Source organism: Ruegeria sp. BHSC223 (assembly GCF_059613025.1).
The window spans coordinates 61,014-85,857 of record NZ_JBXWRR010000004.1; the positions used below are offsets into that span (position 1 = coordinate 61,014).

Consider the following 24,844-nt stretch of genomic DNA (forward strand, 5'->3'; position numbering starts at 1 on the left):
CCATTTGCTGTCAGCGCGATACACTCATACCCATATAGTTGCCGCGGAGGGAAAACCATGTCCGAACCTGCCGACCTGCTCGGGGAAATCGACGCGCTTGGCATCAAGCTGCAAGAAGCGCGGGCCTCGATCACCCGCCGCTTCATCGGCCAGGAGCGGGTGGTGGACCTGACCCTGACCGCGCTTTTGTGCGGTGGACATGCGCTGCTGATCGGCCTGCCGGGGCTTGGCAAGACGCGACTGGTCGAGACTCTGTCGACCGTCATGGGCCTGCATGGCAACCGCATCCAGTTCACGCCCGACCTGATGCCCGCCGATATTCTTGGCTCCGAGGTGCTGGACACCGCCGAGGATGGCAGCCGCCGGTTCCGCTTCATTCCCGGTCCAATCTTCTGCCAGCTTCTGATGGCGGACGAGATCAACCGCGCCAGCCCCCGCACCCAGTCGGCGCTGTTGCAGGCGATGCAGGAAAAAACGGTCACCGTGGCGGGCGAGAACCGGCCGCTGGGCACGCCGTTTCACGTGCTGGCGACCCAGAACCCGATCGAGCAGGAAGGCACCTATCCCCTGCCCGAGGCGCAGCTGGACCGGTTCCTGGTACAGATCGACGTCGATTATCCCGACCGCGCGACCGAACGCGAAATTCTGCTTGCCACCACCGGCGCCGAAGAGGCCGAGGCGCATCAGGTGATGACCCAGGCCGATCTGCTGGCCGCGCAGGTGCTGCTGCGGCGGATGCCGGTGGGCGAGTCGGTGGTCGAGATGATCCTCGACCTGGTGCGCGCCTTCCGCCCTGACGAGCCGGGGGTCAGCGACCGGGTGCGCGACACCGTGGCCTGGGGTCCCGGCCCGCGCGCGGCGCAGGCGCTGATGCTGACGGTGCGGGCGCGGGCGCTGCTTCAGGGACGGTTGGCGCCCAGCCCCGAAGATGTTCTGGACATGGCCCGCCCGGTGCTGAGCCACCGGATGGCGTTGAACTTTGCCGCCCGGGCACGAGGCGACACCTTGGCCGACCTGATCGACGAGACAGCAACCAGCCTGACCCGAGCCGAGGCCGCCGCGTGAGCGTCGCCCCCGCCCTCAGGCATCGTGCCGAAACCGCCGCCGCCCCGCTGCCGCCTTTGCTGGCGCGGGCCGAGCATCTGGCGGGCACCGTGCTGCTGGGCGACCACGGGCGCCGCCGCGCCGGGCTGGGCGATGATTTCTGGCAATACCGCCCGGCCCAGCCGGGCGACAGCCGCCGCATGATCGACCATCGCCGCTCGGCCCGTGGCGACCAGCAATATGTGCGCGAACGTGAATGGCAGATCGCGCAATCGGTGATGCTCTGGGTCGATCAGGGCGCCTCGATGCGTTTCAGTTCGGACAAGCGGACCGAGACAAAGGCCGACCGCGCCCGGCTGCTGGCGCTGGCGGTGGCGATCCTGCTGGTGCGAGGCGGCGAGCGCGTCGGCCTGACCGGCACCACCCTGCCGCCACGCCGCGGCAATGCCCAGGTGCACCGGCTGGCCGAAGCCTGGTCGCGCGATGCCGAGGCCGACTATGCCCCACCCGAACACCGGGCCATGATCCCGCACGCCCGCGCATTGTTCGTTTCCGACTTTCTGGGTGATCTCAAAGAGGTTGAGCTTGCCCTGTCCAAGGCCGCCGACCGGGGCGTGCGCGGGGTGTTGATGCAGGTGCTCGACCCCGCCGAGGAAAGCTTTCCCTATCGCGGGCGCACCCTGTTCGAAAGCGTGGGCGGTACGCTCAGGCATGAAACCCTCAAGGCCGGAGAGCTGCGCGAGCGCTACCTGATCCGGCTGGCCGAACGTCGCGACGCATTGATGGCGCTGACCCGGGCGACCGGCTGGCAACTGGGCCTGCACCATACCGGCGACAGCGCGCAATCGGCGCTGTTGTGGCTGTGGCGCGCCCTGGACGGGAGAGTGCGATGACGGTTCTGGGCGGCATCGGATTTACCGCGCCCTGGCTGCTGCTGGCGCTGGTGGCATTGCCGATCCTCTGGCTGATCCTGCGCGCGGTACCGCCCGCACCGATCCGCCGGCTGTTCCCGGCGGTCAGCCTGCTCTTGGGCCTTCGCGACGACGAAAGCGTGTCGGACAGAACGCCCTGGTGGCTGCTCTTGCTGCGGGTTCTGGCGGTGGCGGCGGTGATCCTGGGTCTGGCCGGACCGGTACTCAATCCCCGGCAACAGGCCGACGGAGACCAGCCTCTGCTTGTTGTGCTGGACGCCAGCTGGGCCGGGGCGGCGCGCTGGACGCAACAGATCGACCTGCTCGAAGCACGGCTGACCGAGGCAGGTCGGGCCAACCGTCCGGTCGCTGTGCTGCGGCTGGGTGCGCCTGAGGATCTGGTGTTTCAATCCGCCGCTGCCTGGCGCAGTCGGCTGCCGGGTCTTTCGCCGATGCCCTGGCAACCGGGTCAGGCCGAACTGGCCGCCGCCGCGCAGGCAGTCGGCGCGCAGGCGGGCGGGTTCGATACACTCTGGCTCGGCGACGGGTTGGATTACGCGGGTCGGACCGAGTTGCTCGAAACGCTCAGCGCGCGCGGCGCGGTGACCGTTTATCAGTCCCCCAACCCGGTGCTGGGCTTGCGTCCGGCTACATTCGCCGATGGCGCCGTTCAATTGACGCTGCTGCGGGCCGAACCGGGGCCCGAGCGTATCCAGGCGGTACTGGCGCTGGGTCCTGATCCCGCCGGAACGGTCCGGGTGCTGAACCGCAGCGAGGCGCGCTTTGCCGCAGGTGAAACCGAGGCTCAACTGGCGCTTTCCCTGCCCTCGGAACTGCGCGCCCGCGTCACACGGTTCGAGCTGGAGGGCCAACGCGCCGCCGGGGCGGTGGCCTTGACCGATGACAGCCTGGCCCGGCACGAGGTCGCGCTATTTGCCGGACGGCAGGATCGCGAGGGGCTGGAACTGCTGTCGCCGCTGCACTACCTGACACAGGTGCTGGTGCCCAATTCCGATTTCATCGACGGCGCCTTGTTGGATGTGCTGCCCGCCAATCCCGATATCGTGGTACTGGCAGATGTGGTGACACTGGCCACACTGGAACGGAGCGCGCTGACCGAATGGGTTGAACAGGGCGGCATCCTGGTCCGCTTTGCCGGGCCGCGCATGGCGGCCAGCGATATCGGCCGCGACGAGATCGACCCGCTGCTGCCGGTCCGCCTGCGCAGCGGCGGTCGTACCGTCGGCGGCGCGATGAGCTGGGGCGAGGCCAAGACGCTGGCTCCGTTTGCCGATACTTCGCCTTTCTACGGGCTGACGATCCCAGACGACGTCACCGTTTCGACCCAGGTCATGGCGCAGCCCGATCCCGATCTGGCCGACCGGGTGATCGCCGCGCTCAGCGATGGCACGCCGCTGGTCACCCGCAAGGCGCTGGGGCTGGGGCAGGTGGTGCTGTTTCATGTCACCGCGGACGCGGAATGGTCGAGCCTGCCGCTGTCGGGCCTTTATGTCGAGATGCTGGACCGGCTCGCCGTTTCCTCGGCCGCCAAAAGCGCCGATGCGATCAACCTCGAAGGTACGGTCTGGAGCCCGTTGCGGGTGATGGATGGCTTTGGGCAATTGGACGATGCCGGCAACCTGCCCGGTGTAGACGGCACCGCGCTGGCCAGCGCCGCCATCGGGCCAGAGCTGCGCCCCGGCGTCTATGCAAACGAGAGCCGGCGGCTGGCGCGCAACGTATTGGGCGCCGATAGCCTGCTGACCCCGGCGCAATGGCCCGCATCGATTCCGGTGCTGGGGCTGAGCATCGCGGCAGAGCAACCGCTGGGTGGTTGGCTGTTGTCGCTCGCGCTGGTGTTGCTGGCGCTGGATGTCGCGGCCTCGCTGGCCCTGTCGGGCCGGCTCGGCCCGCTTGGCCGTGCCGCTGCGCTGCTGGGCTTGCTTCTGCATGCGCCCGGGGCCGAGGCGCAACAGGCCGAGGCCGACCGCTTCGCCCGTGACGCCACGCGCGAGATGGTGCTGGCCCATGTGCTGACCGGCAATCGCGCGGTGGACGATCTGGCACTGGCCGGGCTGCGCGGCCTTTCGGACACGTTGTTCTTTCGCACTTCGGTCGAACCCGCAGCCCCGTTCAGCGTCGACCTCGAACGGGACGAGCTGGCCTTTTTCCCGCTGCTCTATTGGCCCGTCACCCCCGATCAGCCGCAGCCGTCGCATGCGGCCTATGCGCGGCTCAACACCTATCTTCGGCTGGGCGGCATGATCCTGTTCGACACCCGCGACGCCGATATCGCTCGCTTTGGCGCTGGCAGCCCGAACGGGCAAAAGCTGCAACAGCTGGCCGCGCCTCTGGACATTCCGCCGCTGGAACCGGTGCCGGGGGATCATGTGCTGACTCGCGCATTCTACCTGCTCCAGGATTTTCCAGGCCGCCACGCCAGCACCGATATCTGGGTCGAGGCCGCCCCCGCCGATGCCGAGCAAATCGAGGGAATGCCCTTTCGCAACCTCAATGATGGGGTCACCCCGGTGGTGATCGGCGGCAACGATTGGGCTGCCGCCTGGGCGGTCGATGACAATGGCCGCTCAATGCTGCCGGTGGGGCGCGGCTACGGGGGCGAGCGGCAGCGCGAGCTTGCCTATCGCTTTGGCGTCAATCTGGTCATGCATGTGCTGACCGGCAATTACAAATCCGATCAGGTCCATGTGCCTGCGCTGCTGGACAGGTTGGGCCAATGACCGGGAACCTCTTGCTTGATCCTCTTGTTCCGCTGCCGCTGCTGATCGCGCTGGCCGTCCTGTCGCTGGCCGGGATTGCGCTGGCGCTGTGGCGAGGTCTGTCGGGCTGGGCCCTGCGCGGGCTGGCGGCGCTGGTGCTGCTGGCCGCGCTCGCCGGTCCGGTCTGGCAGGTCGAGGACCGAGCACCCCTTTCCGATATCGTGCTGATGATCGAGGATCAGAGCGCCAGTCAGGGCCTGTCCGACCGACCGGACCAGACCACAAGCGCCGCCGACCAGCTGGCCGCCAGCATCGAGAACCGCCCCAATACCGAGTTGCGCCGCATCATCGTCGGCGATGGCGAGGGCGATACCGGCACCCAGCTGATGGCGGCCCTGACCGAGGCGTTGAACGAAGAGCCCCGCGCCCGGATCGCAGGTATCCTCGCCCTGTCGGACGGGCAGGTACACGATCTGGACCGCGCCCCCGCCCTGCCGGCGCCGATGCATCTGCTGCTTTCGGGCCGGTCCGATGACTGGGACCGACGCCTGATCGTGCGCAACGCCCCCGCCTTTGCCATCATCGGCGAGCCGGTGACCCTGAGCCTCAGGATCGAGGATTCCGGTGCGGTGCCCGCCGGGCAGGGCGCGTTGGCCGAGGTGCAGATCTCGGTCGATGGCGGTCCGCCCGAGCGGCTGACGCTGCCGGTGGGCCAGGACCTCGAGCTGCCGGTCACCCTGCCTCATGGTGGGCGCAACGTGGTGCAGTTCTCGGTCCCCGTGGCCGAGGGCGAGCTGACCGACCGCAACAACACCGCGCTGATTCAGATGAACGGCGTGCGTGACCGTCTGCGCGTGCTGCTGGTATCGGGACAGCCGCATCCGGGCGGGCGAACATGGCGCAACCTGCTCAAATCGGACAGCTCGGTCGATCTGGTGCATTTCACCATCCTGCGCCCGCCCGAGAAACAGGACGGCGTGCCAGTGGACGAGTTGAGCCTGATCGCCTTTCCCACCCGAGAGCTGTTCCTGGAAAAGATCGACGATTTCGACCTGATCATCTTTGACCGCTACAAGCGGCGCGGCATCCTGCCGGCGATCTATCTGGACAATGTCGCCAATTACGTGAACCGGGGCGGCGCGGTGCTGGTGGCGGCGGGGCCGGATTTTGCCACCGCCGACAGCATCTATCGCACCCCCTTGTCGCCGGTCCTGCCCGCCCATCCGACCGCCCGGGTGATCGAAGAGGCCTATCGCGCGCAGGTTACCGAAGAGGGCGCCCGCCATCCGGTCACCGCCGAGCTGGGCAGTGCCGACGAATGGGGCCGCTGGCTGCGCCAGATCGAGGTCACGCAGGATTCGGGCCACGTGCTGATGAGCGGGGTCGAGGGACGGCCCCTGCTGCTGCTCGACCGGGTCGGCGAGGGGCGGGTGGCGCTGCTGGCCAGCGATCACGCCTGGCTCTGGGGGCGCGGATACGAAGGCGGCGGCCCGCAGCTGGAACTGCTGCGCCGTCTTGCCCATTGGATGATGAAGGAACCCGAACTGGAGGAAGACGCGCTCTGGGCCGAGGCACAGGGCCAGACCATGCGGATCATCCGGCGGACGCTGGAAACCGAGGTCGGTTCGGTCACGATCACCCGCCCCGATGGCGGTGAGGATGTGTTGCCGATGGAGGAGGTGTCTCCGGGTCGGTTCGAGGCCCTGTATCAGGGGCCCGAGATCGGCCTTTACCGGCTGCGCGAAGGCGATCAGAACGCGGTCATCGGCCTTGGGCCCGCCGCCCCGCGCGAGTTCGAGGCGACCATCGCCACCGCCGCCCTGATGGAGCCGCTGATCACCCCGCTCAAGAGCGGTGTCTTTCGTCTGGAGGACGGCTTGCCCACCATCCGCAACGTCCGTGAGGGGCGGCCCGCCGCCGGGCGCGGCTGGCTGGGCCTGACCCCGCGTGGCGCCTATGAAACCCGCGACGTACGGCAGACGCCGCTGGCCCCGGCCTGGCTGGTGCTGCTGCTGGCCTCGGGCTTTGTCATTGCCGGCTGGCTGCGCGAAGGGCGTCGCTAGCGGCCCTCAATCCAGCCGCAGCTCTGCCCGGCTGGCCCGGCCCCGCGCATCCAGCAGGATCAGTGTTGCAAACCCCTTGCCGGGCGAGGGAACATCGAATTCGCGGGCAAAGATGCCTGTGGCCAGCGGCAACCCGTTGGCCAACAGGGTAAAGGGCGCCTGACCGCCCCGCAGCTTGACCGTGACCGACCCGCCGTCGATGGCCAGCACCGCGCCATCGGGCGGAAACAGCAGTTCGGGCGCATCCGGCTCGACCTCGAACACCGCACCTCTCGGGCGATGGCGTTGCAGTGGCAGCGGCAATTCCGCAGTGGGCAGGATCAGCGTGTCGGGCGGCGGCGGAGGCAACGGGTCAAAGGCGGGTTTCAGCCGCCCGAACGCCTCGAACAGGACCGGTGCGGCCAGATCGCCACCAAAGGCGCCGGGCACCGGGGTACCGTCGGCCCGCCCCATCCAGACCCCGATCACATGGGCGCCGTCGAACCCCACCGCCCAGGCATCGCGATGGCCATAAGAAGTGCCGGTCTTATAGGCCAGCACACCACGCCGCGCCCCGGGCGGTGGCGCCAGACCCGCAAGGATATCGCTCACCTGCCACGCGGCAGCGGGGGAAAACAGCCGCCCTGCCGGTTGCCATGCCTCGCCCAGAGCATGGCGCAGAAGCGGCCCCCGCCCGCCCTGCGCCAGACCGGCATAAAGCTGCACCAGATCCTGCAACGTCAAACCGACCCCGCCCAGTGCAATCGCAAGACCCGGCGTGCCGCCGGGCAGGCGCGGCGCGGCCCCACCCCGCCGCAGCGCCGCCATCAGCCGCACCGGGCCCAGATCGTCGGTCAGCCGCACCACGGGGATGTTCAGCGATAGCTGCAACGCCTCGCGCACCCGCAGCTCTCCCCGGAATTCGCCGTCGAAATTGCGCGGCGCATAGCGGCCGAACATCACCGGACTGTCCTGGATCAGGGTTTCAGGATGGGCCAGCCCCTGATCGAAGGCCAACCCATAGACAAAGGGTTTCAAAGTCGAACCGGGCGAGCGCAGCGCCCGGGTCATGTCGACAAAACCCTGCCGCTCGGCGCTGTAACCCGCCGAGCCGACCGAGGCGAGGATCTCTCCGCTGCGGTGATCGGCCACCACCAGCGCCGCCGACAAACGCCCTCCGGCCTCCAGCGCGGCCTTGGCCAGCAGGTTTTCCAGGCGCGACTGCAGGCCCACCTCCAGCGTGACGTCGTGGCGCTGCGCCGTTGGGTCGACCGCGCGCAGACGGTCGGCCAGATGGGGCGCCAACAGCGGGAAGGGGCGCTGTACCTGTGGAACCGCTTCGCCCACCGCCGCCTGTGCCGCATCCACGCTCAGCACACCCTGCGCCTGCATGCGGTGCAACACCCGGTCGCGTGCGGCCCGCGCTGCGCGCGGATGGCGGTCGGGGCGGCGTGCCTCGGGCGCTTGTGGCAGCGCCACCAGCAGCGCCGATTGCGCCGGGGTCAGGCGATGCGGTTCCTTGCCAAACCACGCCAGCGCAGCGGCGCGAACACCTTCGAGATTGCCCCCATAAGGCGCATGCGTCAGGTAGAGCGCCAGGATTTGCTGTTTGTCCAGCCGCCGTTCCAGCGCCAGCGCCACGCGTATCTGTCGCAGCTTACCCGCCCAGCGCCCGGTAGGGCCATCTTCGATCAGCCGCGCCACCTGCATCGTCAGGGTCGACCCGCCCGAGACCGGGCGACGATACCTCAGCGCCTGTCCAGCGGCGCGAAACATCGCCAGCGGATCGACCCCGGCATGATCGGCAAAGCGCTTGTCTTCGTAGCGGATCAGCATGCGTATAAAACCCGGGTCCACCGCCCCCGGCGCCAGCCGCCAGATACCATCCCCCACCTGATAGGCTCGCAACAGGGCGCCGTTGCGGTCGCGTATCTCGATCCCCGTTTCGACCAGAACCGGCGGCAGTTGGGTGGCGTCGATCCAGCGATCCGCCCCATCACGCAGCGCCGCGCTCCCCCACAGGATCAGCGCCAGCACCGACAGCCAGCGCGCGGGCCTAGGCATCATCGACCCAACCCTGCCAGAGCCCGGGATATTGCGTGGCAAAACCGCTTCCATGCAGGTCGAGTTCCGCTGCAAACCCGGCCGAGGCATAATGCACCCGACCATCCGGCAACCGGGTATAGATCTGGTCCAGCCGCGCCACGCAATCCAGATCGGGCATCAACCAGGCAGCCGCAACGCGCAATTCGTCTCCGGCAAAGGCCCCCAGCCGCCGTATCGGCATCAGGTTGGTGGCAGGGGTAAAGCTGAGGTCGAGATCGGTGCAATCCTCGGTTCCCGGTTGCAGCACATCGTCCATCCGCCAGCCCAGCGGCGTTGCCTCGATCCGCATCGACAGGGGGCGACCGCCGCGCTCTCCGGCGACATCCGCCGACAGGCTGCGCCAGTCGGGTGCGCAGCGGATGTCATAGCTGAGCGTGGTATCACAGCCCTCGTCGCGCCAATGGGCGTGGCCCACCATGATCCAACCCTGCGCCACCCGCGACAGGGTGCAGCGGTCGGAGCCTTCGCCATCCAGCCGCCGCCAATGGGCGGTGGCCACCGCCTCGCGCCCGCTCATTGCCCGACACGGATGCGGCCCGTGTCGGTGCGGGCACGATAACGGGGGCGGTACATGTCCTCGACCGAGGCCGCCGGGTGATGGAACTCACCCGGGCTGACCGCACGGGTGACATAGGCCAGCGTGACGGGGCGGGTGCCGGTCAGGTCGATGGCCGCGAGGAACCGGTCGCTGCGGAACTCGGTATGGGTGGCCTCGTCCAGCGACAGCCAGTCCAGCGCCCGCACGTCGCCCGAACGCAACAGCGAGGGGTTGTCGATCTCGAACCCCGCAGGCAGCGGATCGTTCACCATCAGCCGCCCGCCCGAGGCCTCGAACGGGGTCACCGTCAGCACCGTTACGAACCGCTCGCCAATGGCGAAAGCGTCGCGCTGGATGGGCGCCCCGTCCATCGTGTAGCGGGCGCGAGTGATGGTATAGCCGGTGCCACCGGCGGGCGGCGGAACCTCGGGTACACCCAGCATGGTCAGGGTGATATCGGTGGCGCCACCATCGACGGCGGTGATGTTGAGCACCTCGTCGCTGGTCCCTGCAAGCACCTGCACAAAGGGCCCATCCACCGCCGCACCATTCACCCGCAGGCCCGATTGTTCGGGCTGCTTGACCAAGGCCTGCGCCGCAAGCAGGCTCCAGGCTGCTTCCTGGGTCGACATCTCACCCGCGGGCTGGCTGATCCGGCTGATCAGGGAATCCCGGTCGATCACCGCGCTGCCCGCCTCGGCGGCCAGCGTCAACAAGCCCGCCGCATCCCGCAGGCTGGTGCCGTAATCAGCCCGCCAGACAGGTGTCTCGGGCCGCTGCCCCGCAACCATGCGCGCGGCGCGGGCAAACATCGCATCGGCCCGCGTCTGGTCGCCATACATGGCCAGCGCCGACCCCAGCTGTGCCGCGCCCAGCGGCGTGGTAAAGGCATCCGCCTTCACGTCGGCGTAATAGCGCAGATCGCCCATCGCCGCCGCGCCCTCTCGCGCCAGCACCATCAGGGCATAGGCGATATCCTCGCCCCCTTCGTCGAAATCGGAGGCATAGTTCAACCGATTGCGCAGGTTGTCCATCGCCATGGCAAAGGCGCGGTCCGGCACCGAATAGCCCTCGGCCCGCGCCCGGCTGAGAAAGTCCGAGGCATAGGCGTCGAGCCAGAAATCACCGCTCTCGGCACGCCACAGGCCAAAGGCGCCATTGGCGCTTTGTCGGGTCAGGATGCGCCGGATCGCGGCGTCGATCCGCTCGGCCACCTGCGGGCCGGTGCCCAGCCCCGCCGCCTGCGCCACCGCACCAAGGTAAAGCAGCGGCATCGCCTGCGAGGTCACCTGTTCCGTGCAGCCATAGGGGTAGCGGTCGAGCATCCCCAAAAGGCCCGGCGCATCGAAACGCGCCAGCGGACCGGCGGACAGGATGGCGCGCGCCGATCCGGGCCTGAGCCCGGTGAAGACATCACGCGAGAACAGGAAACTGTCACCCGCCCCAAGTGCAAAGCGCCGGGTCTGGGCCACCACCGGGTCATTGGCACGCACCGGCAGTCGCAACACCTGGCGCAGCTCTTGCCCGCCCGGCGTCTCCAATTCGACCGTCAACACCGGATCGCCCAGCGCGGTGGCGGTGACGGGCACCTCGAACACGGCCTTGCCACCCTCGGTCAGGGTGAACCGGTCGGGCGCGGCGCCCAGTTGCAGGCCGGAGGCACTGGCCAGTTTTAACGTCATTTCACCCGGCGGGCCATCGGCATGCACCACCTCCAGCCGCACCCGGCTGCTATCGCCGGGGGCAAGGAAGCGCGGCACCGTCGCCGTCACCACCACCGGGTCGCGCACGATCATGTCCCGCTCGGCCTGTCCCACTGCACGGTCGGACCAGGCCACCGCCATCAGCCGCACGGTGCCGTTGAAGGCGGGCAAGGGCACATCGACCGAAACGCTGCCATCGGCATCCACCTGCACCGGGCCACTGAACACCGCCATCAGGTCCTGGGTCGGCGGCGGCGATTGCATCCGCAGGCCATTATCGGCATCTCCGCCCGAGCGGACGGTCCCCATGGCGCCGTTCATGCCGTCGATCAACCGTCCATAGACATCGCGCATCTCGACCCCCAGCCGCCGCTGGCCGAAATAGTGGCCCTGCGGATCGGGACTTTGGAAGCCGGTGAGGTTCAGAATACCCAGATCGACGGCCGCCAGCGTCAACCAGACCTCGTCACCCGCCTGCGCGCCCGCAACGGTCAGACGCACGGGTTGGGTGGCGCGCGGTTTGGCCACCTCGGGTGCGTCGATTGCAACCGTCAGTGCCTTGCCCACCGGTTCGACCGTCGCATGGGCCAGACCCAGCGCACGCGCCGGGTTCTGCCCGGCGGCGACGTCCATCGGTCGGATCACCGTGGCGGTGACATAGGCGCCGGTACCCCAGTCCTCGGTCACGGTCAGCGGAATCACGCTTTCACCCGCCGCCACCTCGACCGCCTGCCGTGCGATCACCCGGTCCGACAGCACGGTGACCAGCGCGGTACCCGCCATGCGCGGCACGATCCGCAGTCGCGCGGTGTCGCCCGGACGATAGCTGTCCTTGTCCAGCGAAAGCTCCAGCCGGTCTGGCGTCGCCGCCGCATCGGCGGCCTGATACCAGCCGGCATAGAAATCGGCAGACGCGGCGACATAGGCGCCATCCAGCCGCTCGACCAGCAATTCGTATTCGCCCCATTCCACCGGCTGGAACAGCGACAGCGGATCGCTGCCCAGATCGGCCTCGCCGGTGGCGATGCGGGTGCGGCGGGTCACCGGCTCCCAGTTCCAGTTGCCGTAAAGCTGGTACCACTGATACCGCGTCTCGACCCGGTTCAGCGTCCATTTCACCCGCATCGGTTGCGGCGTCAGGTCCGGGGTCAGGCCGATCACCTGGAACCCGGCCTCGGTACCCTCGCTCACCACATCCTCGAACAGCGGCTTGATGCCGATGACGGGGGTGGCGGGCGAAACCGGCACCGAAATCCGGCGTTCGACCGGGCGGGCGGCACCATCGGCCAGCCGCGCCGTCACCACCGCCTCGAGCGGTTTGCCCTCGGCGTCGATCTGCGGGATCTCGACCGCCAGTCGGGCCTGCCCCGCCGCATCGGTGCGGGCGTCGCCGAAATGGCTGGTGCGGGTCTGAAGCGCGGTGTCATGCCGGCCAAACCGGTATCCGGGCCAGCCCGCGATCTGGTCGGCGGCGCGCAGTTGCACCTGCCCCTCGATGCTCAGATCGGCGCCCGGCGCCCCGAACAGGTAACGCGCCTCGATGCTCAGCGGCGGGCTGTCGCCGGGCAGGATCGGCGCATCGGGCAGCGCCAGGTCAAAGTCGATCCGCTCGGGCAGGAAATCCTCGACCAGCAGGGTCTGGCTGGCCAGCGCGGGTCCATCGGGATCGGCCTTGATCTCCAGCCGCCAGGTACCGCGCGGGGCGCTGGCACCGGTGGTGAGGGCAAAGACATGCCCCCCCGCCACACCGCCATCCGAGACCTTGCGGCCATACTCCACCCCGTCGGGCCGGGTCAGGATCGCCGTCAGTGGCAGCCCGGCGATGGCGCGCACGGTGCCGTCGCGGCTGAGCGCTGTGGCATGAATGGTCTCACCCGCGCGATAGGCGCCCCGGTCGGTGGTCAGGAACACATCGACAGGGCCCGCGGGCTTGCGCCCTTCGACGCCCCGGTCGGACAGGTCAAAGGCCGGGTCGATCAGAGACAGGAAACCCAGATCGGCATCCCCCGCCGCCGCCAGGATCAGCGCGGGCGCCGCCGCGCCCGTGCCCCGCGTCAGCCCCGGTTCGAACCGCGCCAGCCCCTGCGCATCGGTCTGGGTCCGGCCCAGCACCGCATTGGCGCGCGAAACCAGGGTCAAGTCGACCTCTGCGCGCGGCGCCGCGTCGGAAAGACCGCGCACCGTCACATGCAAACCGTCATTGCCCGAGATCGAGGACAGGCCCAGATCGGACAGCACGAACCATTGGGTCGCTCCGGGATTGTCATAGGGGTCGGCACCCGGCACCCGCGCCGTCAGCGTATAGATGCCGGCAGGCTGGCCCGAGATCGCCGCGGCCAACGGCAGCCGGGTGGTCATGTCGCGGTTGAGCGTGCTGGCCACCTCGGCACTGCCGGTCCAGACCTCTTGCGCGATATCGGCGGCAAAATACTCGTCCTCCCAATAGGAGAGCGGGCGGGCGAAATACCCCTCCTGCACCGCGCGTAGCAGGTTGCGGTCGCTGACCCGCCGCAAAATCAGGTCAAGCGTGGTGGCGTTCACCGTCTCGACCGGCACGGCGGCATCCGCCGATTTCGGCAGCACATAGGACCGGCCCGGAAAGCGGACCGCCGGGCTGCGGTCGCGCACGTAATGGGTCAGCGTCACGTCCTTCCACAGCGCCTCGCCGGATCCGGCGGGCAGCCCCTCGCGCAGGGTGATGCGATAGCGTTTGCCATGTTCGACACCGTCAAGGCACAGCTGGTTGCCATCGGCCTGTACCACCAGATCCCCTTCGGGCGAGTGCACGAAAGGCTCGTAATCGACCCCGCTGCGCGCCAGCGGGTCCGAGAACTGGGCGCAGATGCGCGGCTGGGCGCTGTCACTTTCAACCGTGGTCTCGACCACGCGGAACCCGTATTTGCCGATCGCCGTATCCAGCGCCGCCAGCACGTCCTCGCGCGGCTGGATGGTACTGGCCAATCGCAGCACCGGCACCATGTCGCGGCCGCGTTCGTCCCGTTCCAGCGCCTGTGCCAGCAGGAACAGCGCCGAAACCTCGGCCCCCGGACCATCGGCCCGCAAATAGGCATTGAGCGCAGCCGAAACCGCACGAAGCGCATGGTCGCGTTTCACGCTGCTGTCATCGCTGCGCACGCTCAGCAACAGACGGGCGTATTCCGCCCACAGATCGGCACGATCCGACAAGGATACCGCCAGCCCGGCCCAACCAGCGGCCTGTGCCCCCGCACCCGCATTGCGCATCGCGGCGATGACCTGGTCCAGCTCCATCCCGCCAGCGGCATGGCGCAGCCCAAGATCGCGCGCCTGCGCGACAGCGCGGGTCACATCGCGGTCGGGCAGAAACGCCAACCGCGCCGCCTGTGCCTGCGCCCGGTCACGCACCGCTGCCGGGCTGGGCAGTTTCACTGCTGACAACGCGCCTTGGTAAGGCGTCTGTTCGCTGACGCCCCGTTTGGGAAAACAGGCGTTCGAGCGCGCGTTGAAGGTGAAGGCATTGCAGGCGTTGTTGGCCGAACAGGCACGAATGCAGGATTGCAGATCGGTGTCGAACAGTGCGTCCAGATCCTCGCCATAGAAATCCATGTCGCGGGTGGCGAGATAGCGAAACCCGGGCGCGGCCTCTTGCGCAGAGAGGCCTGACCCACCGATAAAAGCCAATTGAAGAAAAAGAACCGTAAAAAATCCAAAACGCCGCATGCCGACCTCCTGTTTGGGTCAAGGGTCGCATGGGCGCCTAACCCATTGCAAGGATTCAGGTCCGGCGAGCTTAAGCTCTTTTTCACCGATCTGACGGATGCTGACGCCACTGAGCGTTGGGGACTGTTACGAATGAGCCTGGTAAACAAGCTTGCCGAAGAACGGCGCGCGCGTTTGGCCGCGGAAAGACTGTTGGAACTGAAGCAAGCCGAACTGTCGGCGGCCAACCGCAAGCTGGGGCGCCATGCATTGGCGCTGACCAAGCAGATTGGCGAGAAACAGGCCGAGGTGGCCACCGTTCGTGACGAGAACGAAAAGGTCAAATCGGACCTGACCGTCGCCAATGCCAAGATCGAGGTGGCCGAACGCCGGCTGTGGCACTCGATCCAGACCATTCAGGACGGATTCGCCTTTTTCGATTCCGACAGCAAGCTGATCGGCGCCAATACCGCCTATCTCAACGTGTTTGACGGGCTGGACGAGGTGGCGCCCGGCATCTCGTATATGCGGATTCTGCAACTGATGACCGAGGAAGGCATCATCGACACCGGTGAACTGGCCGCCGATGAATGGCGCCAGATGATGCATGACCGCTGGGTCGCCCCCACCCCCGAACCGGTGGTGATCCGCCTGTGGAACGACCAGTATGTCAAGATGATCGACCAGCGCGGCCACGGCGGCGACGTGGTCAGCCTTGCGCTCAACATCACCTCGACCGTGCGCTACGAGGCCGAACTGCGCGCCGCGCGTGAACGGGCCGAGGCCGCGAACCGTGCCAAATCGGCCTTTCTCGCCAATATGAGCCACGAGATTCGGACGCCGATGAATGGCGTGGTCGGGATGGCCGAACTGCTCTGCGACACCGCTCTGGACGAGGAACAGCAGCTTTATGCCAGCACCATCAAGAATTCGGGCGAGGCGCTGCTGGTGATCATCAACGACGTTCTCGATTACTCCAAGATCGAGGCCGACAAGATGGTGCTCCATCCTGAACCGTTCGATCTGGAACGCTGCATTCACGAGGTCGCGATGCTGATGCAGCCCATCGTACGCGACAAGGGGCTGACCCTCTTGGTGGATTATGACCTGTTCCTGCCCACCCTGTTTGTCGGCGATCCGGGCCGGATGCGGCAGGTGCTGACCAATCTTTTGGGCAATGCAGTCAAGTTCACCGCCAAGGGCCACATCCTGATCCGCGTCACCGGTGTGCCCGATCCCGCAACCGGCCGCTGCGCCATCCATGTGGCGATCGAGGATACCGGGATCGGCATTCCCCGCGAAAAGCTGGCGCATATCTTTGGCGAGTTCAATCAAGTCGAGAACGAGCGTAACCGGCAATTCGACGGCACCGGGCTGGGCCTGGCGATCTCGCAGCGGTTGATCCAGATGATGGGCGGCACCGTCTGGGTCGAAAGCGAAGAGGGGCGCGGATCGTGCTTTGGCTTCCGCGTCACCCTGCCGATGAGCGAGGAACCGCAACCGGTTCTGCCCAACCTGCCAGTCCGCCTCCAACATGTGCTGATCGTCGACGACCTGGCTGTGAACCGCGCGATCCTTGAGAAACAGTTGGCCCAGCTGGGCGTTCGGGTGACCTGCTGCGCTTCAGGCACAGAGGCCCTGAAACAGATGAGCAATTGCGTCGATCTGGTAATTAGTGATCACAACATGCCCGAGATGGATGGGCTGGAACTGGCCGAGGCCCTGCGGGGTGCGGGTTGGTCGGACGTACCGGTATTCCTCCTCTCATCCAATCCCGGTGTGGCCCATGCGGACCCGGCCAAACGATACGTGCAGGGCATTTTGCAAAAGCCGATTCCAAGGGCCGAACTGTTCGCCCGCTTGTCGGATATGACGACCGAGATCACATCGGTGCAGGACCCCAGGAACATAACGGAACCTGAAGCCAAGCCATCCCGGGACGCCGCCGGCGAACCGACCGAGCGCCGGCAGATGCGGGTGCTGGCCGCCGAGGACAACCGCACCAACCAGCTGGTGTTCCGCAAGATGGTCAAGACGCTCGATATCGACCTGCGCTTTGCCAATAACGGGCTCGAGGCGGTGGAGATCTGGCAGGATTTCCAACCCGACCTGATCTTCATGGATATCTCAATGCCCAAGATGGACGGCAAACAGGCCACTGGCGAGATTCGCAGGCTCGAGGCCGGAAACGGCCGTCATGTTCCTATCGTGGCGCTGACCGCACATGCCATGGCCGGCGATGCCGAGGGTATTCTGGCCGCCGGGCTGGACCAGTATCTGACCAAACCCCTGCGTAAGGCGCTGATTCACCAGCACATCGCCGAGGCCTGCCCGGCGGATGCACTACCGGTCAAAACTGAAAACGGAGAGTGAGCCAACCACGGCTCAGGCCTTGGCCGAGATGATCAGATCGGGGCCGAATATCGTGTCGGAATGGTGGTGCAGATAGATCTTGAGCCAGGGCGTGAACCGCTCGGGATAGCGCTGCACCTCGGCCAGCAGGTCGTGATAGCCAATCCAGCGGATCTCCATCACCTCTTCGGGGTTGGGAACCACCTGCAAAGGGCCGCGTACATGGGCAAGGAAGACGTCCACCACCTCGTTCTCGACCATGCCGTTACCCACATCCGCATGGTACTCCAGCCTGTGACGGTACTCGGGATAAAGCCCACCGATCCCCAGCTCCTCGCGCAGACGCCGCACTGCACAGGTCGAGGCGCTCTCACCCCAGTCAGGATGGGTGCAGCAGGTATTCGCCCACAGACCGGGTGTGTGGTATTTGCCCAGCGCCCGGCGCTGGATCAGGATGTCCATATCGCGCACCGCAAAGACCGAAACCGCCTTGTGTTTCAGACCCTTCTCATGCGCTTCCAGCTTGTCCACCGGAACAAGCGTATCGTCGACCCAAGCCGGAATCAGGATGCCCATACCATCCTCATGTCGTGTTCTCCCGTGACCGCGGCGCCAAGGGGCGGCCGCCCTGCCGGTCTCATGCCGACTTGCCGGACAAACCTGTGCGCGTTTCTCGCGACGATCAAGCGTGTAAAAGGCCGCAGTCTGCACTGCGGCCTTGCTGGTACTTTTGTACCTGATCGCGCTACTTAATCGGCAGCGACGCTTTGCAGATAGGCAAACACGTCCTCGCCACCCGATTTCAGCTTGAATGTCATTTTCGACTTGGCCGCCGTTTCACCCAGATAGGTGTTCAGGAAGCTTTTGGGGTCCTGGGTGAAGGCGACAAAGCTCTCTTCGTCCCAGACCAGACCCTTTTCGCCGGCAGCAACCAGGCTGTCACCGTATTTGTACCCTTCATAGGTGCCCGCGGCCCGGCCCACGACGCCATACAGGTTCGGCCCGGTCTTGCCGCCCTTGACGATGGTTTCACCGGCGGGGGTCTCGATCATGTGGCAAGACTTGCACTTGTTGAAACCCTTCTCACCCTTGGCGGCATCGCCCTCTGCAAGGGCGGGAACGGCAAGAACGCAGGCAAAGGCGGCGGCGACAAATCGGTTCATGTTGGGAACTCCACAGGTTTTTGGCTGACCCAAATGAGAAGACAGAGCGCGCCGGAGTCAACACCACCATCGTCGGATTCAGGCACTGTGTCGCACCTTCTCACGCGCTTGTCAGAGGGATTGCGCCTGTTTCCAACAGGGCAACAGGTCACCCGGTGCCGGACGCGCCAGATAGATGGCGCGGCCAATGGCACGGGCAAGGCACAGCGCGGAGGCGTGGCCAAGCAGGGTCAGGTCGCGCTCGGGCGCGGCCATCGGGCGGGCGCCGGTCGAGACCGAGAAAACCAGATCGCCATCGCCCGGTGAATGGGCGGGAACCGTGGCCCGGGCAATGCCGTCATGGGCGGCAACCGCCATGCGCTGACATTGCGCCTTGCTCAGGTCGGCATCGGTGGCGACGATGGCAATGGTGGTGTTGGCCCGGTCCTGCGCCTGGGCGGTCATGGTCCGCATCTTGCGGCTTTCAAACTGCCGACCCAGCCCGCCGCTGGGGTCGGGGCCCAGCCCACCGAACTCGCCATCAATCTCGAACGGGGCGGCCCAGAAATGACGGTCGCCGGGGGTGGTGACGCTGCCCATCGGGTTGGCGGCAACCAGCGCGCCCACCGTGGTTCCGTCGGGCAACACCAGCGAGGCCGAGCCGAGCCCGCCCTTGAGCATCGCGGTCAGCGCCCCGGTACCCGCCCCGGCGGTGCCCAGCGCGAAATCCCTGCCCGCCGCTTCAAACGCGGCGCGGCCCAGCGCACGATAAGGGTTGTCGAGCCAGTCCTTGTCCCCGCCATTGAGCAGGTCAAAGATGATCGCGCCCGGCACGATGGGAATGACCGCATCGGCAATGCGATAGCCGCGCCCGGCAGCGCGCAGCGCATCGGACACGCCCGAACAGGCATCCAGCCCATAGGCCGAGCCGCCCGAGAGCACCAGAGCATCGATTCGCGCCACCGATTTGTCGGGCGCCAGCAGATCGGTCTCGCGCGTGCCCGGCGCCCCGCCCATCACATGGACCGAGGCCATGAACGGCGCATCGGCGGTCAACACGGTCGCGCCGGATTTCAACGCATCGTCCTGCGCATTGCCGACCAACAGGCCGGGCACATCGGTGATCAGGTTGCGGGGGCCGGGAACCATGGCTTGCCTTTCCTCGGAGGCGGGCGCTCAAATGCAGCGGCCGCCATCCACCTCCATCGCGACGCCGGTGATCATCGAGGCCTCGTCCGAACATAGGAAACAGGCGGCATTTCCCATGTCCTGTGGTGTCGAAAAGCGGCCAAGCGGGATGGTGGCTAGGAACTTGGCGCGCATCTCGGGCGTGTCCTCGCCCATGAAGGACTTCAACAGCGGGGTTTCGCCCGCCACGGGGTTGAGCGCGTTGACCCGCACGCCATCCGGCGCAAGCTCTACCGCCATGGTGCGGGTCGCGGTGATCATCCAGCCCTTGGAGGCGTTGTACCAGTTCAGCCGGGGTCGCGGAGAAACGCCAGCGGTCGAGGCGACATTCAGGATCGCGCCCTTGCCGCGTTCCTTCATATGCGGCACCAGCGACCGGGCGGTCAGATAGACCGACTTCATGTTGACGCGAAAGACACGGTCGAAATCCGCCTCGCTGACATCTTCCAATGCGGTTGGAAGGTGAGTTACGCCGGCATTGTTGACCAGAATATCCACATGCCCGAACCTGCGCAGCGCCGCGGCCGCCATCGCATCGACCGAATTTCCATCGGACACATCAACCTGGTGGGCAAAAGCATCGCCATCCATCTGCGCGGCGGTCTCGCGCGCGGTGTCGAGGTTGATATCGGCCACCATGACACGGGCGCCCTCGGACACGAATTTCGCCACGATCCCGGCGCCGAACCCCTGCGCGCCACCGGTGACGATGGCTGTTTTTCCGTCCAGTCTCATATGGTTCACTCCCTCTTGGCCCGAGATTAGCAGCGGCGCGCAGAGACGCCAGCCTATTCGTCGCCGATCTTGCCGCGCAGGGCCTTGACCTCGCTGCGCGCCTTTTTGGAGTCGAGCCGGCGCCGGACCGAGCCGCGCGTCGGCTTGGTCGCGATGCGGCGTTTCGGGGCCACCAGCGCGCGGGCGATCAGCTCGACCAGCCGGGCGCGCACGATCTCGCGATTGCGGGCCTGGCTGCGGGTCTCGTCGCATTGCAGGACGATAGCCCCCTCGCTGGTCCAGCGGCGCCCTGCCAAACGCTTCAGTCGCGCCTTGACCGGTGCGGGCAAGGAGGGCGAGCGCGCCGCCTCGAACCGCAACTCGACGGCTGATGACACCTTGTTCACATTCTGCCCGCCCGGCCCCGAGGCGCGCATGAAGCTCTCGCTCAACTCCCAGTCCTGGATCGCGATTTCGTCGGTCACATACAGCATGGCGGCACCTTAGCGGGCCTTGCGGGTATGAAAAAGGCCGCCCATCGGGCGGCCTTTCGAAAGTTCAGGAAGCTGTGCCAGTGGGCCAACAGGCTCGACCGGGGCGGGGACCCGCCAAGGACTGCCTTGACCGGCGCCTGCCCCTAGGTTCCGGCACCTCTTACCAATCCCTTTCTCGACACTGGACCACCTCCTTTGCTTTGCTGTTGAACTCATCTTCAGCCTGCCACAGGAAGTGATTTGCGCCAAATGAAATCTTCAGGCGGCGACGCGAGAGGGGGCAAGTCGTTGAACGATAAAGCGGAACGGGATCAGCGCGATCAGGGCAAGTGAGAGTTTGACCAGCCAGTCGGCAAAGGCCAGCGTGACCCACAGCGGCATCGGCGCGCCCGTGTTCATGAAGGGCACCGCCTCCCACGCCCAGTTGACGGCGGCGTCGGCATCGGGGCCAAACAGGGTGATGCTGGCCGAAAAGGCGATGGTAAAGAACAGCGCCGTATCCAGCGCCGAGCCGATCAGGGTCGACACCAGCGGCGCCCGCCACCAGCGCCCGCCCCGGAACCGGTTGAACACCGCCACATCGGTCAGTTGCGCGATCAGGAACGCGGTGCCCGAGGCGACCGCGATCCGCAGCGGCACGGCGGCATAGGTATAGCCGTCGCCTTGCAGCATGATCTGGCTGCCGATCAGCGAACAGATAACCCCGGTCACAAAACCGGCAAACACCACGCGCCGCGCGGCCTCGGTTCCATAGACGCGGTTCATCACATCGGTGACCAGAAAAGCCAGCGGATAGGTGAAGGCGCCCCAGGTCAGCAATCCGTCGAGGATCAGGAACTGGACGAGGATGTTCGACGCCACCACGATGGCGGCCATGGCAAGAATGCCGGGAAGGAATGCGCGGGTCATGTTTCGGGGTCCGTTTTGACAAGGGTGCGGCGACTTGGTCCGCCTGTGTCGCGGACAAGCCGGGCGTTTAGCCCGCAACACCCCGTCCTGTCAATCCGGCAGCAGGTATTCGACCAACTCGGTCCGTTGCAGCATCAGGAAATTGTTGTCGGACACCATCGTCGCGCGCAGCCGCCCCTGCCCGTCGCGCCAGACCGACACTCCTTCAAGGTTGTCATGTGCCGTCAGACGGCTCTGGAACAGGATCTCTTCGCCAGTGACCCCGTTGGCTGTCACGTTCCAACGGCGCAGGCGCGAGCGGAACCCGATGGCGCCGGTATCCCGCTCCAGCACATAGAACCGCCCGTCGGGTCCGAAATCGGCAGCCACGGGCAGGTACTCACCCAACTGCTCCAGGTGAAACGCCGTGCGCCAGGCCCGACCGTCCCAACGATAGACCGGGATCGAACCATCGGCGGCGCGGCTGCTTTCAGGCAGGGTATAGAGCCGCCCGCGCGCGTCCATCGCCAACCCCTCGAAGGCGCCGTTGCGGGCCATGTGGCGAAACGCGTCCGGGCGCGGCAGAACCTCGGCCGGGCCATCGGGGCGGGTGTATCGCGCCACCCGCGCCACGCCTTCGAACGAGATGTAGATCACCCCGTCCGGCCCGATCGCCAGCCCCTCGCTGTCGCCGACCCGGCCCTTGAGTACCTTGTTCTTGCTCGACCTGACCTTGTGCACCGTGTCGATCTCGACGCCGGTGATCTGGTCACCGTCGCGCTGCACCCTCGCGGTCAGAATCGTGGCGCGGTCGGACAATACGGTCATACCCATGCCGTCCGGCGTCATTTCGATGGCCGAGAAACCGCCGAACCAGGGCTGCGACCCGCGCCAGGTGAAACTGCCCAGATGCTGTGCCTCGCCCCGGTCGACGGCCAGGCCGGGACCGGACAGCACCAGCGCGGCCGCTATTGCGAGCGCAAGACGGAGGCGCATTGCTTCGGCAGGTCGGCCAGCACGTATTCGCGGCGTTTCTTGGGCGGTGGCGCATTGGGGTCACGCGGCTTCGGCGGCGGCGGGTTCAGGATATTGTTCACCCATTCCTGCGCCTCGGCACAGCCATCCCCCTGCGGCGGCGGGGTCTGGTCGACACAGCCGCGCGAGCCGCGCGGGCAACTCAGCCGAACGTGGAAATGATAGTGATGCCCCCACCAGGGCCGGATCTTGCGCAGATAGGAGCGGTCGCCCTTTTCGTTGTTGCACATCCAGACCTTGGCACCGGGGAAGACAAAGATTCGCGCCACCCGCCTGTCGCGCGCCGCCTCGCGGATGATCGCATGATGCTGGCGGGTCCAGCTGTCGTTGACATAGGCCCCCTTGGCCCGGCGCAGTGAGACCGAGGAGATGTTTTCGCGGTGCTGGCCCGACAGACGCAGATTGTTGGCCTGCAGCATCCAGATGTCGATATCCAGCCCCAGCTGGTGGCTGCGATGCCCGGTCAGCATCGGCCCACCGCGCGGCTGGCTGATATCGCCGATGTAAAGCCCACTCCAGCCTTTCTGCCGGGCGGCAAAACCGCTCAGGTCGCGGATGAAGTCGATGGTCTCGGGGTGGCCCCAGTTGCGGTTGCGGCTCAGCCGCATCGCCTGCCAGGTGGGGCCGGTCTCGGGCAGTTGCTCCAGCCCGGCGGCGCAGCCCTTGGCATAGCTGCCATAAGCGGCGGGTTTCTGCCGAGAGGCCTGCTTTTGCGCCCCGAAAAGCTCTTTGGCCAATGGCTCGGCCTGCGCCGGAGCGGCACCCAGCACCGGACTCAGCATCAATAGAAGAACGGCAATGATCTGAATAAACACTATTTCTGGTCCCCTTTTGGATTCACCCAAATCAACAGGATCAGTCCCAGAATAAACAAGCCGACGACCGGTGAAACCCCCAAGCGCGCAGACCCGGTTGCCGCCGTGGCCGCCCCGATCAACGCAGGCGCAAGAAACGCGGTCGCGCGCCCCGACAGACCGTAAAGACCAAAGCTTTCGGTTGGGGTCGCGGGATCGGTATGGCGCACCATCATCGACCGGCTGGCCGCCTGAACGATACCACCGAACCCGCCGATCAGCACGCCGCAGAAGAAGAAGACGAAATCGGGCAGGCTCGAACCTTCGGCCAGCGGGATACCGAAAACCTGCGTGCGGTCCATGCCCACGATGGTGGCACAGACCAGGATCAGCACCAGGATCGAGCCGACGATGACCGGCTTGGGCCCCAGCCTGCGATCGGCCAGCCCGCCCAGCCAGCTGAACGCCGCCGCCGAAATGGCCGCGATGATGCCGAACACACCGATCATCGTGATCTCCCACCCCAGCACCAGCCGGGCATAGACCCCGCCAAAGCCGTAAAGCCCATTGAGCGCGTCGCGATAGAACATCGACGAGGCCAGATAGCTCGCCAGGCTGCCCCGGTGACGCAGGTTCTTGACCGATTGCACCACCAGCGCCACCGCCTGCCCGAAACTGCCGTGCCGGCCGCTGCCGCCGGGTTCGCGCACCCAGAGGAAATAGGGGATCATGAAGATCACGAACCAGAGCGCGGTGAACGGGCCAACGGCGCGGGTTCCCTCGCGGGTCGCGGGGTCGAGTCCCAATATTGGATCGAGGCCGATCAGCGTCTTGCCATTGCCCTGCTCGACAAAGAGCAGCAGCATGATGAACAGCGCCACCACGCCGCCGAGATAGCCAAAGGCGAAACCCGAGCCCGAGATCTGGCCCACTTCCTCTTTGGTGCCGAGAGAGGGGAGCTGCGCGTTGATGAAGATCAGCGCATACTCGGCGCCGATGAAACCGATGCCGAAACTGGCCATCATCCACCACAGGTTGCCGCCGGTCGGATCCATGTACCACAGGCCCCAGGCGCCCACGACATACATGCCGCAGAACAGGGTGATCCAGGTCATGCGGCGGCCCGAGATATCGGCCATCGCCCCCAGGAAAGGCGCGCCGAAACCGATGATCAGCCCGGTGATGGTCAGGCATTGCGACCAAACCACTTGCGCCTGCGCCTTGGCGGCCTCGTCCGCCATCCCCTGACCCATGAAATAATCCGCCGCTACAGCGGCGAAGAACGGGCTGAATACAAAGGTCACCAGTAGCGTGTGATAAGGCTGGCTGGCCCAGTCAAAGAAATACCAGCCCCAGATACGCTTGCGCGCCGAGATATCCGCCATGCCTGTCCCCGTTTCGATTTGTTTGTGTTTGGTTCGGTTATGAAGGCTGGCTCGGGGGCGAAGCAAGTCTTTCCTGTGCGGGCCCGCTTGAACCCTTGCGTCTTTGCCCT

At 66.4% G+C, this 24,844-nt stretch carries 17 protein-coding genes; 5 read left to right on the top strand and 12 right to left on the bottom strand.

Annotated elements, in window-relative coordinates:
* The first annotated feature begins 57 nt into the window (after nucleotides 1-57).
* The 4 genes from AC2FNY_RS09390 to AC2FNY_RS09405 are packed head-to-tail and all read left to right on the top strand — an operon-like array spanning nucleotide 58 to nucleotide 6,738.
* The gene (locus tag AC2FNY_RS09390; protein ID WP_234145246.1) at nucleotides 58-1,065 is read left to right on the top strand and encodes an AAA family ATPase; all 1,008 of its coding nucleotides are present in this window, start codon (nucleotides 58-60) and stop codon (nucleotides 1,063-1,065) included.
* Nucleotides 1,062-1,937 (top strand): DUF58 domain-containing protein, encoded by an 876-nt coding sequence (locus AC2FNY_RS09395; protein WP_234145247.1) that lies wholly within the window; start codon nucleotides 1,062-1,064, stop codon nucleotides 1,935-1,937. The genes AC2FNY_RS09390 and AC2FNY_RS09395 overlap by 4 nt, the downstream gene beginning before the upstream one ends.
* Nucleotides 1,934-4,696, top strand: coding sequence for a DUF4159 domain-containing protein (locus AC2FNY_RS09400; protein WP_496802278.1), 2,763 nt, complete (start codon nucleotides 1,934-1,936; stop codon nucleotides 4,694-4,696). Before AC2FNY_RS09395 ends, AC2FNY_RS09400 begins: the two co-directional genes overlap by 4 nt.
* Nucleotides 4,693-6,738, top strand: a complete 2,046-nt coding sequence (locus tag AC2FNY_RS09405) for a hypothetical protein (protein WP_496802279.1) — start codon at nucleotides 4,693-4,695, stop codon at nucleotides 6,736-6,738. Before AC2FNY_RS09400 ends, AC2FNY_RS09405 begins: the two co-directional genes overlap by 4 nt.
* Nucleotides 6,739-6,744: 6 nt before the next feature.
* Here AC2FNY_RS09405 and pbpC read toward each other — a convergent pair whose 3' ends face one another.
* Genes pbpC through AC2FNY_RS09420 form a run of 3 tightly spaced genes read right to left on the bottom strand, consistent with a single transcriptional unit; the run spans nucleotide 6,745 to nucleotide 14,763 of the window.
* On the bottom strand, nucleotides 6,745-8,784 hold the full coding sequence (pbpC, locus tag AC2FNY_RS09410) for a penicillin-binding protein 1C (RefSeq protein WP_496802280.1): 2,040 nt from the start codon (nucleotides 8,782-8,784) through the stop codon (nucleotides 6,745-6,747).
* Entirely contained in the window at nucleotides 8,774-9,340 is a 567-nt protein-coding gene (locus AC2FNY_RS09415; RefSeq protein ID WP_496802281.1) for a putative glycolipid-binding domain-containing protein, read from the bottom strand. The genes pbpC and AC2FNY_RS09415 overlap by 11 nt, the downstream gene beginning before the upstream one ends.
* A complete protein-coding gene (locus tag AC2FNY_RS09420; protein WP_496802282.1) occupies nucleotides 9,337-14,763 on the bottom strand; it encodes an alpha-2-macroglobulin family protein in 5,427 nt (1,808 codons plus the stop codon). The genes AC2FNY_RS09415 and AC2FNY_RS09420 overlap by 4 nt, the downstream gene beginning before the upstream one ends.
* Nucleotides 14,764-14,895: 132 nt before the next feature.
* On the opposite strand from AC2FNY_RS09420, the gene AC2FNY_RS09425 reads away from it, so the two are divergent.
* On the top strand, nucleotides 14,896-17,115 hold the full coding sequence (locus tag AC2FNY_RS09425) for a response regulator (protein WP_496802283.1): 2,220 nt from the start codon (nucleotides 14,896-14,898) through the stop codon (nucleotides 17,113-17,115).
* A gap of 12 nt (nucleotides 17,116-17,127) precedes the next feature.
* Here the strand turns inward: AC2FNY_RS09425 and idi are convergent, their stop codons facing one another.
* From idi to AC2FNY_RS09470, 9 genes are all read right to left on the bottom strand, one after another.
* Nucleotides 17,128-17,670, bottom strand: a complete 543-nt coding sequence (gene idi / locus AC2FNY_RS09430; protein WP_234140347.1) for an isopentenyl-diphosphate Delta-isomerase — start codon at nucleotides 17,668-17,670, stop codon at nucleotides 17,128-17,130.
* A 173-nt stretch (nucleotides 17,671-17,843) separates the two neighbouring features.
* Nucleotides 17,844-18,257: a c-type cytochrome gene (locus AC2FNY_RS09435; protein WP_234140345.1), complete on the bottom strand. Its 414-nt coding sequence runs from the start codon at nucleotides 18,255-18,257 to the stop codon at nucleotides 17,844-17,846.
* Nucleotides 18,258-18,368: 111 nt separating this feature from the next.
* Entirely contained in the window at nucleotides 18,369-19,385 is a 1,017-nt protein-coding gene (locus tag AC2FNY_RS09440; RefSeq protein WP_496802284.1) for a P1 family peptidase, read from the bottom strand.
* A 27-nt stretch (nucleotides 19,386-19,412) separates the two neighbouring features.
* Nucleotides 19,413-20,159: an SDR family oxidoreductase gene (locus tag AC2FNY_RS09445; protein ID WP_234140342.1), complete on the bottom strand. Its 747-nt coding sequence runs from the start codon at nucleotides 20,157-20,159 to the stop codon at nucleotides 19,413-19,415.
* Between the two features lie 53 nt (nucleotides 20,160-20,212).
* Nucleotides 20,213-20,632 (bottom strand): alternative ribosome rescue aminoacyl-tRNA hydrolase ArfB, encoded by a 420-nt coding sequence (gene arfB, locus AC2FNY_RS09450; RefSeq protein WP_496802285.1) that lies wholly within the window; start codon nucleotides 20,630-20,632, stop codon nucleotides 20,213-20,215.
* Nucleotides 20,633-20,890: 258 nt separating this feature from the next.
* Nucleotides 20,891-21,541, bottom strand: coding sequence for a queuosine precursor transporter (locus AC2FNY_RS09455; protein ID WP_496802286.1), 651 nt, complete (start codon nucleotides 21,539-21,541; stop codon nucleotides 20,891-20,893).
* Between the two features lie 90 nt (nucleotides 21,542-21,631).
* The gene (locus tag AC2FNY_RS09460) at nucleotides 21,632-22,516 is read right to left on the bottom strand and encodes an esterase-like activity of phytase family protein (protein ID WP_496802287.1); all 885 of its coding nucleotides are present in this window, start codon (nucleotides 22,514-22,516) and stop codon (nucleotides 21,632-21,634) included.
* The gene (gene mepA, locus AC2FNY_RS09465; protein ID WP_496802379.1) at nucleotides 22,489-23,337 is read right to left on the bottom strand and encodes a penicillin-insensitive murein endopeptidase; all 849 of its coding nucleotides are present in this window, start codon (nucleotides 23,335-23,337) and stop codon (nucleotides 22,489-22,491) included. The genes AC2FNY_RS09460 and mepA overlap by 28 nt, the downstream gene beginning before the upstream one ends.
* Before the next feature lie 32 nt (nucleotides 23,338-23,369).
* Nucleotides 23,370-24,734, bottom strand: coding sequence for an MFS transporter (locus tag AC2FNY_RS09470; RefSeq protein WP_496802288.1), 1,365 nt, complete (start codon nucleotides 24,732-24,734; stop codon nucleotides 23,370-23,372).
* Between the last annotated feature and the right edge of the window lie 110 nt (nucleotides 24,735-24,844).